The sequence below is a fragment of the Enterococcus sp. DIV2467a genome (assembly GCF_050532945.1).
Classification (GTDB): Bacteria; Bacillota; Bacilli; order Lactobacillales; family Enterococcaceae; genus Enterococcus; species Enterococcus faecalis.
Genome location: NZ_CP172896.1, coordinates 1,709,831 through 1,722,847, shown reverse-complemented (window position 1 = coordinate 1,722,847; position 13,017 = coordinate 1,709,831). Strand labels below are relative to the sequence as shown.

Sequence of the window (13,017 nt, the reverse complement as noted above, 5' to 3'; positions counted from 1 at the left end):
TTGGATTTTTGTTCCAGGCTTAAAAATTGATAAACGGCGGGAACAGAAGCAACACTACGCGTTGCTCCGATCTCAACAACTTCTAAGGTGTTTTCTCGACATGCGTCTCGTCACAGTACAGCCTTCAAAAGAGCTACAGCTCTAAGAGTTGCGATGTTTCACTGTGAAGCATGAACAGATGAAATCATCGTACCTACTTGGTGAAGGTCCTTCGGAAATAAGCCGAAATTGTTGAGAATCACGAAGAACGTAGTGATTCGATGATGAACAATACCTACTTGGTCTCCAAAAATTAAAGAACACCGGGTAGGTATCATGCAACATCAACTCGTTCCTCGTTGTGTTTTATGACAATTTTCGGAAATTTCTTCTTATTGCTGAGAAACACTATTTGCAAAGCAAATAGATGTTGAACAGTACCTACTTGGTTCTCGGAGTTAAGCACTTCTGTCCCGACCTCTTATTACTTATCAAGTTTTAAGACTTAGACAAAAGTCTGGTCAGGCTAAGCGAATCACGTAATTTTTGTCGCTTAACATTTTTAACTTCGATTTCTCACTAAAAAAAATTATGGATGCCAGATTGTTTTTTTGATGCAAGAGTGATACACTTGAAAAAGAAGTATTGTGTAAACGTTAACAAATGTCAAATGTGAGGTGGAGAAATGGTTCAAAGTAAGGAATTTACGCACTTGAATACACAAGGAGAAGTGCATATGGTTGATATTTCGGAAAAAAATGACACTCAAAGAACAGCCCTCGCTTATGGAGAAATTCACATGTTGGAAGCGACAGCAGAAGCGATCCAGACCCAAATGATTAAAAAAGGTGAAGTATTACAGGTAGCAAGAGTCGCTGGGATTACCGCGGCAAAACGAACGTTTGAATGGATTCCTTTGTGTCATTTGGTTGCTTTGACAAAGTGTGAAATTCAGTTTAATTGGCGCAATCAAACTTGTTTAGAAGTACGTTGCTTTACAAAAACAGTGGGTTCAACTGGCGTTGAAATGGAAGCGCTAACAGGTGTGCAGGCAGCACTCTTAACAATTTATGACATGTGTAAAGCAATTGATCGCGGAATGACAATGACAAACATTGGTTTATTAGAGAAAAATGGTGGACGCAGTGGTCATTTCATTCGTTCTTCAATTAAATCAAAGGAAAGTGATGAGTGAACAGCATGAAAGATGCATTTAACCGTGAAATTGATTATGTTCGTTTGTCTTTAACAGATCGTTGTGACTTACGTTGCACGTATTGCATGCCAGCAACAGGTCTTTGCTTTTTAAAAAAAGAGCAGCTTCTAACAGATGATGAGATTATTTTTTTATTGAGGATACTAGCGAAAGAAGGCATCAAAAAAGTTAAATTAACAGGTGGTGAACCGCTTGTTAGACCGAATTTACTCTCTTTAATTAAAAGGATAAAGCAAATCTCAGGCATCGAAAAAGTAACCCTAACGACTAATGGCATGAAGTTAGCTCGTGAGGCTCAAGGATTAAAAGAGGCGGGCTTGGACGGCATTAATATTAGCTTAGACACTTTGGATCCAGAAGAATTTCGAGAAATAACAAGAGTTGGTCAGTTAAGGAATATTCTGGCGGGCTTAGAACAAGCGATTGATGTGGGATTACCTAATATCAAAATTAATACTGTAGCTAGGAAAGAGCTAAGTGAAGCAACAATTGTAGAACTGGCTGAAATCGCTAAGAAAGAGACTGTGCATCTTCGTTTCATTGAAATGATGCCAATTGGATTAGGGAAGGAGCATCCAGGTAAGCAACAAGAAGAAGTAGAAGCCATTTTAACCAAATATTATGGAACGTTGCAACCATACCAAAAACCATTGGGCAATGGCCCTGCTAGTTATTACGCCTTAAAAGATTTTAAAGGGAAAATAGGTTTTATTAGTGCATTAGGGCATTGTTTTTGCGAGACGTGCAATCGAATCCGAATTACTGCAGACGGCCATTTAAAAACGTGCCTGCATTCTGCAGACGGCTACTCGTTAAAGGAAGCTTTAGCTAAGGAACAAACAGCAGAATTGTTAGGGATTATCAAGAGTGGCATTGCCTGTAAGCCTGAAAAACATCTTTTCTTGGAACAACAAGGAGAACAACGATTTATGTCACAAATAGGAGGGTAAGTATGAAAACAGGAGAAATTATTGCAATAAATATTAGCCCGCGAAGAGGCACACAGAAAAAGGAAATTCCTGAAGTCAACTTAATTAAAGGTTTCGGATTAGAAAATGATGCGCACGGCGGGAATTGGCATCGACAAGTCAGTTTGTTATCTTTTGAAGAAATAACGGCTTTCAATGAAAAAGGAGCTCGGGTTGGCAATGGTGCTTTCGGGGAAAATATTATCGTCTCAGGGATTGATTTACGTCAATTACCTGTTGGAACGAAAATGAAAATAGGCGATTCCGAATTGGTGGTTACTCAAATTGGGAAAGAGTGCCATAAACACTGTCAGATTTACGCGCGAGTGGGCGATTGCATCATGCCTAGAGAAGGAATCTTTGCAGTCGTTGTGACAGAAGGTCATATTAAAAAAGGAGACCAGTTAGACGTTGTTTAAAGTGGGCATTGTAACATTAAGTGATCGTTGCTTTCAAGGGCTTGCTGTCGACCAATCGGGTCCCTTGATTCGTGAACAGTTACCTGTGCTCTACCAGGTAACGAAACAAACCATTTTACCAGATGAAGAAAATCAATTAGTAGAGCTATTGCAAGAGTGGTCTAAGACCTGTGATTTGATTTTAACAACAGGCGGCACAGGATTGAGTGAACGAGATCGGACCCCAGAAGCAACCTTACGTGTAGCAGAACGAGTCATTCCTGGAATCAGTGAGGGCTTGCGTCAACTTAGCTTGGAAAAAACACCATTTGCTATGTTAAGTCGAGGCGTTTCTGTTCAAAGAGGACGCACGCTCATTGTTAATTTGCCTGGTAGCCCGAAAAGTGTAACAGAACATTTGCATTTTTTGTTGCCTGTTTTGCCCCACGCTTTGGATTTAATCACAAATAAAAAAATCATACATGATGAGGAATAAACCATGAAAACAATTCGAACAGAAGAGGCAGTTGGCCTTCCGTTGAGTCATGATATTACGCGAATTGACTATGGAAAGACCAAGGAAGTGTGTTTTAAAAAAGGACATATAGTTGTTCAAGAAGATATTCCAATTCTTTTATCATTAGGGAAAAAACATCTGTTTGTTTCCTTGGATCCAGCAGAAATACATGAAGAAGAGGCAGCGACATTTTTGTATAACCTGTTAACAGATGACTCATGTCAGCCGAGTGAAGTCCATGAAGGAAAAATTGTTGCTAAAGCTTGCACGAGAGGTCTTTTAAAAGTCAATCGAGAAAAATTAATTGCTTTAAATGAAATTGAAGGTCTCGCCTTGTCAACTAAAGTTACCAATATAGAAGTTCAGAAAGATGAAAAAGTTGCAGCCTTCCGAGTGATTCCACTAACAATTTCTAAAAGCCAATTAGAAAAGGCACGCCAGCTCAGCACGTCTGAGCCACTAATCTCTGTGAAACCTTTCAAAAAAATACGGGTCGGGATTGTAACTACTGGCAGTGAAGTTTACACAGGATTGGTTGAGGATGCTTTTTACCCTGTGTTAAAAGCCAAGTTCTCCGCGTATCCTTTAGTTACGATTGTCAAGCAAGAAATTGTCGATGATCAGCCGCAAAAAATTACTGTTGCGATCAAAAAGATGTTAGCACAAGGGCTTAATCTGATTGTTTGTACAGGTGGTATGAGTGTAGATCCTGATGATTTGACCCCGTTAGCAATTAAGCAGACAGGTGCTGAAATCGTAACCCATGGGACACCAGTCTTACCAGGCTCAATGTTTTTGCTAGGTTATAAAGGAGAGCAAACGATCATTGGCTTACCAGGTGGTGTTTTATTTTCAGAAAAAACTGTTTTTGATTTGTTGTTACCAAGATTAATGGCCAAAGAAGTGATTAAAAAATCTGAAATTATTGATTTGAGTTATGGCGGGTATTTATAAAAGAAAAGAGGCGTTCAAATGTCTAAACAAAAAAAGGCTGTGTTCCTGCTTAGTTTATTCAGTTTAGTTGCCCTAATTGCTGCATGTACAAATCAGCCGCAAAAAGAAACAGTTTCAACAAAAAAAGAAGAAATAACCCTTGCGGCAGCAGCTAGCTTAGAATCAGTCATGGAGAAGAAAATTATTCCAGCCTTTGAAAAAGAGCATCCAGATATTCAGGTAACTGGAACCTATGATAGTTCTGGAAAATTACAGATGCAAATTGAAAAAGGCCTAAAAGCCGATGTATTTTTCTCAGCTTCGACAAAACAAATGAATGCATTGGTTGCAGAAAAACTAATTAATAAAAAAAGTGTCGTTCCTTTATTGGAAAACCAGCTCGTTCTTATTGTGCCTAACCAAGATCAAGCAAAGTGGCATGATTTTTCTGATTTAAAAAAAGCCCAAATGATAGCAATTGGTGATCCTGCAAGTGTTCCAGCTGGTCAATATGCCGAAGAAGGCTTAAAAGCTTTAGGCGCTTGGTCTTATGTAGAAAAACACGCAAGCTTTGGCACGAATGTAACAGAAGTTCTTGAATGGGTAGCTAATGCAAGTGCAGAAGCTGGCTTAGTTTATGCGACAGATGCAGCAACCAATTCAAAAGTAGCGATTGTTGCGGCCATGCCTGAAGCTGCTTTGAAAAAGCCAATTATCTATCCAGTTGGTAAAGTTGCCGCCTCTAAGAAACAAAAATCAGCAGATGCTTTTTTAAATTTTTTACAGAGTCAACAATGCAGAAAATATTTTGAAAATATTGGCTTTAAGTTAACAAAGTAGGTGGGAAAATGGATGTTCGACCAATTCTTTTATCTTTTCAGACAGCAATAATCGCCATTTTATTTACTTTTATTTTAGGAACAGGCGTTGCGTATATTGTTTTTCGTTTGAAAAATCGTAAATTAAAAATTCTTTTGAATAGTTTATTTACGTTGCCATTAGTTTTACCGCCGACTGTTTTTGGTTTTTTTCTCTTAACTATTTTTGGTGTTCAGCAACCAGTGGGCCAGTTTTTACTTGATTTTTTTGCCATTCAAGTTGTTTTTTCGTGGCCAGCTACGGTTATTGCTGCCGTTGCTGTTTCATTTCCTTTAATGTATCGTTCAGCCTTAACGGCGTTTGAACAAATGGATAGTGAATTGTTGGCTGTGGCCCAGACACTCGGATTTTCGGAAAGTCGATATTTTAGAAAAATTGCGTTACCTTTGTCGATGAACGGTCTCTTGGCCGGTGGCGTGTTAGCCTTTGCCCGTGGGTTAGGCGAATTTGGAGCGACGACAATGTTAGCAGGGAATATTGCTGGTAAAACAAGAACGCTTCCTTTAGCTATCTACTCTGCTGTAGCAAGTGGGGATTGGCGTTTAGCCAATCAATATGTTGTAATTATGTTATTACTTTGCCTGATTATTTTATTTTTTACGGAATTTTTTAGTCAGCGCGCTTGGAGAAGATCGGAATGAGATTAATTGTTGATATTCAAAAAGAATTGAAAAGTCATACTTTGCAAATTCAGTTTGAAACAAAGACTCAAACAACAGGAATTTTAGGTGCTTCTGGTTGTGGCAAGAGTATGTTATTAAAATGTATTGCGGGTGTTGAGACTGCGGATAAAGGTCAGATTGTTTTAAATGATCAAGTCTTATTCGATGCTGAACAAAAGATCAATTTGTCGCCGCAACAACGAAAAATTGGTCTTTTGTTTCAACAGTATGCGTTGTTTCCTCATTTGTCGGTAGTAGAAAATCTGACGTGCGTGACAAAAGATTTACAATTGGTCACTCAATTGCTTGCATCTTTTCACTTAACTAAAGTCCAAGAACAATATCCTAGTCAACTTTCTGGAGGACAAAGACAGCGAGTGGCTTTTGCGCGAATGCTAGCGGCTCAGCCGGCTTACCTGTTATTAGATGAGCCATTTTCCGCATTAGATGCACCCTTAAAGGAAGAGCTGCAAATTGAACTTCAACAGCGATTAAGTAATTTAAATCAACATGCCTTAATTGTGAGTCATAGTTTAGATGAACTGTATAAGTTATGTCAGAGTTTAGTGATAATCACAAAAAACCAAACACTTTTTGGTGCAACAAATCAATTATTTAACCAACCTCAAACGATTGAAGCAGCTAAACTCACTGGTTGTAAAAATATTTGGCCTGTCAAACGCATAGATGCGCACAGAGTCCAAGTGATTGGCTGGCAACAAACACTAACGGTTACACAAGAAGTTCCTATTTCTTGTCATTCTATAGGTATTCGGGCCCATGATTTCACAACAGAACCGCAGGCAACCAATCAAATCGAAGTGCATCACTTACAAACATTGTCAGCACCTTTTGAACAAAGTGCTTGGTTTCAACACCAACAAATCAAAATTTGGTGGAAAGGGAGCAATAGACTCAATCCGAAAGTTATTACTCAGTTATCCATTCCACCTACAGCAATTATGCCATTATGTCTATAAAATAGAAAAAGATTACGTGAAGCGGTTGACATATGATTGCATCTTCATTTATAATAGATTCATGAAAGGTTATTCATGTAAACGGAATAAACGCTATTATATAGGGAGTGAAGGTGTTTAAATGCAAAAGAGTTATAAACTAGAAGGACTTGATTGTGCAAGTTGCGCAGACAAAATTGAAAAATCTGTCCAAAAAATTCACGGAGTAGAAAAAGCGCGTGTGGACTTCATGGCTGAAAAGATGACACTGGAAGTTGAATCAGGACATGATTTAGAAGTCGAAAATGAAGCGCGTGCAGTGATTGGTAAGTTAGAACCAGATGTCAAAGTTATTTCTTTAAAAGATGTCAAAGAAGAAGAGGGACGTAATCCAAATAAGAATCGCTTAATTCGTATCATTATTGCATTTGTTTTATTTTTAGCACTTATTATCATTAAACCAAGTAATAATTGGGTTGCTTTGGCATCTTATTTAGTCGTTTATGTCTTAATTGGTGGCGACATTGTCAAACGAGCGGTAACGAATATTTTTCGTGGGGAAGTGTTTGATGAAAATTTCTTAATGTCTGTGGCAACGATTGGGGCATTCTTTATTGTGGAATATCCCGAAGCTGTGGCAGTAATGTTATTCTACCAAGTCGGCGAATGGTTCCAAAGTGCTGCAGTTGATCAATCCAGAAAATCAATTGCCAAATTAATGGATATTCGTCCAGATTCAGCAAATCTTTTAGTAAATGGACAAATAAAAGCGGTCGCTCCAGATACAATTGAAATTGGGCAACAAATATTAGTGAAACCAGGTGAAAAAGTTCCATTAGATGGTCAAATTATTGATGGATCAAGCATGGTAGATACCTCTGCGTTAACTGGTGAATCCGTTCCAAGAACGGTCAAAGTCGGCGATGAAATCTTAGGTGGTTTTATCAATAAAAATGGGGCCTTGACCATTAATGTTACGAAAAAATTTGGGGATTCAACAGTTAGCAAAATTTTAGATTTAGTTGAAAATGCTAGCAGTAAAAAAGCCCCTGCAGAAAACTTTATTTCTAAATTTGCTCGTTACTATACACCAGTTGTCGTTGTTTTAGCTGTCTTATTGGCAGTGATTCCACCATTTATTTTCCCTGATACTTCTATTAATGAATGGGTTTATCGGGCATTAACGTTCTTGGTTATTTCTTGTCCATGTGCCTTAGTCATTTCTGTTCCTTTAAGTTTCTTCGGTGGAATTGGCGGAGCCAGTAAACTAGGTGTTTTAATTAAAGGAAGTAACTATTTAGAAATTTTAGCGAATACGAAAACGATTGTTTTTGATAAAACTGGTACGCTAACAAAAGGAAATTTTGTGGTTCAAAACATAACTAGTGTTGTTTTACCTGAAGAAGAGTTGTTACGTTTAACAGCAACAGCAGAACAATTATCCACTCATCCTATTGCTATTTCTATTAAAGAAAGCTATGGCAAAGAAACTGTTCCAGCAACAGCAATTGAAGAGGTTGCCGGACACGGTATCAAAGCCACAATTGAAGGTAAAACAGTTTTAGTCGGTAATGCGAAGTTAATGAAACAATTTGGTATCGAAGCACCAGAAGTGAAGGAAGCGGGAACTTTAATTTTTGTCGCTATTGATAATCAATTTGCAGGCTACTTAGTGATTGCGGATCAATTGAAACCAGACGCCATTTCAGCAATAAAAGAATTAAAAGCTGAAGGGGTCAAACAAACTGTTATGCTGACTGGAGACAATCAACAGGTTGCAGAAGCTATTGCAAAAGAAGTTGGTGTTGACAAAGTTTATGCAGAACTTTTACCAGATGGCAAAGTGGATCGTTTAGAAGAGTTGTTAAAAGCATCTTCACCTAAAAACAAAGTTGCCTTTGTTGGTGACGGCATGAATGATGCACCTGTTTTAGCTCGGGCTGATGTTGGGATTGCCATGGGTGGTTTAGGAAGTGACGTGGCAATTGAAGCTGCTGATGTGGTGATTATGAATGATGAACCAAGTCGTATCGCCTCTGCGATTAAATTATCAAGAAAAACATTGAGAATTGTTAAACAAAACATTATCTTTGCGATTGCTGTTAAAATCATTGTTTTGGTACTAGGTGCATTAGGCTTGGCTTCAATGCAAGCAGCAGTGTTTGCTGATGTTGGTGTAACTATTATCGCTGTATTAAATGCTATGCGTTGTTTACGTGTAGAAAAGATGAAAGATAATAACTAAGCCTTAAAAAGTACAGCTGAAACAAACATTTTTAGCTGATTATCAGAGTTTGAGCGTGGGACAAAAATCACTTTGACTTTTTGTTCCACGCTTTTTCTCCTACACAATTTCTATTCGTTCTTAAATTGCCAGAGTTCTTGTAAAGAAATCTTTAAATTTTTTGCTTTGTGGCATATAATAAGAGAGAATTTGTACGAAAATTGCGCTTCGCTTTTTTTTCATGGTACAATAAGCAAGAATGGATTGATTTACAGGAGGGAACCTCAACATGGCATCAAATGAAAAAACACGATATAAAGCAATCATTGCAGACCATACGTATACAATTATTGGCCAAGAGTCAAAACAACATATGGATTTAGTCACAAAAATTGTCAACGAACAACTGGCGGAAATTAAACATCTTTCTCCGCAAACTGATACGGAACAAGCTTCTGTTTTATTAGCAATTAATGCAATTTCAGATCAACTAAAAAAACAAGAATATGCTTTAAAATTGGAAAAACAAGTAGCAGATTTAAAACAGAAAACCATTCGTTTGGCTGAATTAGAGAATCGTGTGCGCCGAATGGAAATTATCGAAGAAGAAGCACGGGATGTTTTGAAAAAGAATGGACAAGAAGATGTAGAAATTCATAATCATGTGGAAGCCCAACAAATTTTGAATGAAAATCGAAAACAGCAGATTCAAAATAAAGGTGTTTCGGAGTAGTTCCTGAAAGGATGACAAGATGTTAACAATACTTATTTTATTACTTTTAGCCTTTGGATTTTATACAGGAGCTAAACGAGGCTTGATTTTACAAGTGCTCTATTCGGTAGGTTACTTAATTTCATATTTTGTTGCTCGAACTTATTACAAAGAGGTCGCCTCTCATTTAGAATTGTATATTCCATATCCATCGGTTACGCCAACGTCAAAGCTTGTCTTTTTTAATCAAGAGATTTCTTTAGACTTGGACAAAGCCTTTTATTCAGCGGTTGCGTTTTTATTATTGCTGTTTGCAGGCTGGTTGGTCGTTCGTTTTTTAGCGATCTTTTTACATGGATTAACATTTATTCCAGTTTTGAAACAGGTAAATGGACTATTAGGTGGCGTATTAAGTGTTCTTGTGTTATACGTGGGTCTTTTTCTAGTGTTAGCTACGGCGTCAATGATTCCGTCAGATATTGTCCAAAATCAGTTTCGATCAAGTGGCTTGGCACGAGGCATTGTAAAAAATACCCCAATTCTAACAAAACAAGCATATGAATTATGGGTTGAACCAATTACGAAATAAAGCTGAATGGGACTGAGATAGAGATAAGAAGTAAGTGAGCAAAGCGAAACTTCTTATGTTATGTCTCAGTCTTTTCAACAAATGAAAAAGTTAGAAAAGTAGGTGGAAAAATGAATCAGCGTATTCTATCAACATTAGGGTTTGATAAAGTAAAACAACAGTTGTTGCAATTTATTGTGACAGCTCAGGGGACAAACGAAGTTTCGGAATTATTACCGATTGCTGATGAAAATAAAATTCAAGCATGGCTAAATGAAACACAGGATGGTTTAAAAGTTCAACGATTACGTGGTGGAATCCCCATTCCTAAATTAGAAAATATCCAACCACACATGAAACGGATTGAAATTGGTGCGGATTTAAATGGTGTAGAATTAGCACAAGTAGGTCGTGTCTTATCGACTACTTCAGAACTGACTCGTTTTTTTGATGAGTTAAGTGAAAATGAAGTGGATTTTGAACGTTTATATATGTGGCGAGAGCAACTAGAAGTTTTGCCTGAATTAAATCGCCAACTCAAACAAGCCATTGATGATGATGGCTACGTCACAGATGAAGCTTCGCCAGCCTTAAAGGCAATTCGACAAAATATTCGTCGTAGTGAGCAGACCATTCGAGAAGAACTAGATAGTATTATTCGTGGGAAAAACGCACGTTATCTGAGTGATGCCCTTGTTACTATGCGAAATGAACGCTACGTGATTCCAGTCAAACAAGAATATAAAAATATTTTTGGTGGCGTGGTTCACGACCAAAGTGCTTCAGGTCAAACCTTATTTATTGAACCTAAACAAATTTTAGAAATGAATAATCGTTTGCGACAACAACAAATTGCCGAAAGAAATGAGATTACTCGCATCTTGGCAGAACTGTCGGCTGAGTTGGTCCCTTATCGCCGAGAAATTACGCATAATGCTTATGTCATCGGTAAACTTGATTTTATTAATGCTAAGGCGCGACTTGGAAAAGAACTAAAAGCAGTTGTTCCAGAAATTAGTCAAGCAAATCATGTAGTTTTTAAACAAGCCCGGCACCCACTATTGGATCCAGAAAAAGCTGTAGCCAATGACATTGTGATTGGAGAAGAATATCAAGCAATTGTGATTACAGGGCCTAATACCGGCGGGAAAACCATTACTCTGAAAACGTTAGGTCTTTTACAATTAATGGGTCAAGCTGGATTACCTATTCCGGTTGAAGAAGAGAGTAAAATGGGGATTTTTACAGAAGTATTTGCGGATATCGGGGATGAACAATCGATTGAACAAAGTTTAAGTACTTTCTCTTCACATATGACGAATATCGTGTCTGTCTTAAAGAAAGTCGATCATCAAAGTTTAGTACTATTTGATGAATTAGGTGCTGGGACAGATCCGCAAGAAGGGGCCGCTTTAGCGATTGCCATTTTAGATTCATTGGGCGCTAAAGGAGCCTATGTGATGGCAACAACCCATTATCCTGAATTAAAAGTGTATGGCTATAATCGAGCTGGAACAATCAATGCCAGTATGGAATTTGATGTAGATACCTTGAGTCCAACCTATCGTTTATTAATTGGCGTGCCTGGCCGAAGTAATGCTTTTGAAATTTCGAAACGTCTTGGATTAGACAACAGTATTATTGAGGCTGCAAAACAAATAATGGACGGTGAAAGTCAAGATTTAAACGAAATGATTGAAGACTTGGAAAACCGTCGCAAAATGGCCGAAACTGAATATTTAGAAGCTCGCCACTATGTCGATGAATCGGCCGCTTTGCATAAGGAACTGAAAGAAGCCTATCAAGTGTTTTTTGAAGAACGAGAAAAAGAATTACAAAAAGCGCGGAAAGAAGCGAATAAGATTATTGCAGAAGCGGAAGAAAATGCGGAAACCATTATTTCTGATATTCGCAAAATGCAATTGGAAAGTGGCCAACAAGGTGGTGTCAAAGAACATCAGTTAATTGATGCGAAAACACAACTTTCTCAATTACACCATGAAGAAACCAAGCTTGCTAAAAACAAAGTGCTGAAGAAGGCGAAAGAACAGAAAAAATTAAAAGCTGGCGATGAAGTAATTGTCAATACTTACGGCCAACGAGGGACCTTATTAAAAGACAACGGCAAAGGACAATGGCAAGTCCAATTAGGCATTTTAAAAATGAACGTATCTGAAGAGGATATGACGCCTGTCGCTCCACAAAAAGAAGCAAAACCAAGAGTTACAACGGTTCGTTCTGCAGAAAGCAGTCATGTTGGCACACAACTAGACTTACGTGGCAAACGCTACGAAGAAGCATTGGCAGAAGTTGACCAATACATTGATGCTGCGATTCTAGCGGGCTATCCACAAGTAACCATTGTTCACGGCAAAGGAACAGGTGCATTAAGAACCGGAATAACGGAATTTTTAAAACATCACCGTAGTGTGAAAAGCTATGAATTTGCGCCACAAAACCAAGGTGGTAATGGTGCGACTGTCGTGAAATTCCAATAAATAAGGACTTACAATAAGTAAGCAGAACACTCGCTATCTTAGAGATGACGTGTTATACTAAGCATGTAATAAGAGTAAAGAGTAGGAGGTTTGTGAAATGACACAAGCAATTACCGATAAAGATTTTACAACAGAAACAGATGAAGGATTAGTCTTAATCGACTTTTGGGCAACTTGGTGTGGCCCTTGTCGTATGCAAGCACCCATCTTAGAACAATTATCTGAAGAATATGATGAAGACGAAGTAAAAATCGTCAAAATGGATGTGGATGAAAATCCTGCAACACCAGCAAGTTTTGGAATCATGAGCATCCCAACATTGCTATTGAAAAAAGATGGCGAAGTTGTTGAAAAAGCAGTCGGTGTTCATACAAAAGACCAATTGCAAGCAATGATTGCCAAACACTTATAAACGTTGATTAGTCATTACGAATAGTCTGATTCAGTCTGAAGAGAAATCATTAGCGATTGTCTTTTCAGGCTGTTTCTTTCGTACATAAAGTA

General features: G+C 38.0%; 13 protein-coding genes. All 13 read left to right on the top strand.

Annotated features, from left to right (window positions below; genetic code table 11):
- Nucleotides 1-664 precede the first annotated feature (664 nt).
- The 13 genes from moaC to trxA all read left to right on the top strand — a co-directional run bounded on the left by moaC (nucleotide 665) and on the right by trxA (nucleotide 12,925).
- Nucleotides 665-1,174: a cyclic pyranopterin monophosphate synthase MoaC gene (gene moaC / locus IGL80_RS08090; RefSeq protein WP_002360420.1), complete on the top strand. Its 510-nt coding sequence runs from the start codon at nucleotides 665-667 to the stop codon at nucleotides 1,172-1,174.
- Nucleotides 1,171-2,145, top strand: coding sequence for a GTP 3',8-cyclase MoaA (moaA, locus tag IGL80_RS08085; RefSeq protein WP_002360419.1), 975 nt, complete (start codon nucleotides 1,171-1,173; stop codon nucleotides 2,143-2,145). The genes moaC and moaA overlap by 4 nt, the downstream gene beginning before the upstream one ends.
- 2 nt (nucleotides 2,146-2,147) lie before the next feature.
- On the top strand, nucleotides 2,148-2,582 hold the full coding sequence (locus tag IGL80_RS08080; RefSeq protein ID WP_002357714.1) for an MOSC domain-containing protein: 435 nt from the start codon (nucleotides 2,148-2,150) through the stop codon (nucleotides 2,580-2,582).
- Nucleotides 2,575-3,057 (top strand): MogA/MoaB family molybdenum cofactor biosynthesis protein, encoded by a 483-nt coding sequence (locus IGL80_RS08075; RefSeq protein ID WP_002360418.1) that lies wholly within the window; start codon nucleotides 2,575-2,577, stop codon nucleotides 3,055-3,057. The genes IGL80_RS08080 and IGL80_RS08075 overlap by 8 nt, the downstream gene beginning before the upstream one ends.
- Before the next feature lie 3 nt (nucleotides 3,058-3,060).
- Nucleotides 3,061-4,032, top strand: a complete 972-nt coding sequence (locus tag IGL80_RS08070) for a molybdopterin-binding protein (protein ID WP_002404375.1) — start codon at nucleotides 3,061-3,063, stop codon at nucleotides 4,030-4,032.
- Between the two features lie 18 nt (nucleotides 4,033-4,050).
- Complete coding sequence (gene modA, locus IGL80_RS08065; RefSeq protein ID WP_002360416.1) at nucleotides 4,051-4,851, top strand: molybdate ABC transporter substrate-binding protein; 801 nt, start codon at nucleotides 4,051-4,053, stop codon at nucleotides 4,849-4,851.
- Nucleotides 4,852-4,859: 8 nt separating this feature from the next.
- Nucleotides 4,860-5,531 (top strand): molybdate ABC transporter permease subunit, encoded by a 672-nt coding sequence (modB, locus tag IGL80_RS08060; RefSeq protein WP_002360415.1) that lies wholly within the window; start codon nucleotides 4,860-4,862, stop codon nucleotides 5,529-5,531.
- On the top strand, nucleotides 5,528-6,532 hold the full coding sequence (locus tag IGL80_RS08055; protein WP_085366582.1) for an ATP-binding cassette domain-containing protein: 1,005 nt from the start codon (nucleotides 5,528-5,530) through the stop codon (nucleotides 6,530-6,532). The genes modB and IGL80_RS08055 overlap by 4 nt, the downstream gene beginning before the upstream one ends.
- A gap of 121 nt (nucleotides 6,533-6,653) precedes the next feature.
- The gene (locus IGL80_RS08050; RefSeq protein ID WP_002360410.1) at nucleotides 6,654-8,756 is read left to right on the top strand and encodes a heavy metal translocating P-type ATPase; all 2,103 of its coding nucleotides are present in this window, start codon (nucleotides 6,654-6,656) and stop codon (nucleotides 8,754-8,756) included.
- 268 nt (nucleotides 8,757-9,024) lie between these two features.
- A complete protein-coding gene (zapA, locus tag IGL80_RS08045; RefSeq protein WP_002357706.1) occupies nucleotides 9,025-9,468 on the top strand; it encodes a cell division protein ZapA in 444 nt (147 codons plus the stop codon).
- Between the two features lie 19 nt (nucleotides 9,469-9,487).
- The gene (locus IGL80_RS08040; RefSeq protein WP_002357705.1) at nucleotides 9,488-10,036 is read left to right on the top strand and encodes a CvpA family protein; all 549 of its coding nucleotides are present in this window, start codon (nucleotides 9,488-9,490) and stop codon (nucleotides 10,034-10,036) included.
- 110 nt (nucleotides 10,037-10,146) lie between these two features.
- Nucleotides 10,147-12,513 (top strand): endonuclease MutS2, encoded by a 2,367-nt coding sequence (locus IGL80_RS08035; RefSeq protein WP_002360409.1) that lies wholly within the window; start codon nucleotides 10,147-10,149, stop codon nucleotides 12,511-12,513.
- Between the two features lie 97 nt (nucleotides 12,514-12,610).
- Nucleotides 12,611-12,925, top strand: coding sequence for a thioredoxin (gene trxA, locus IGL80_RS08030; protein ID WP_002360408.1), 315 nt, complete (start codon nucleotides 12,611-12,613; stop codon nucleotides 12,923-12,925).
- Nucleotides 12,926-13,017: the final 92 nt, after the last annotated feature.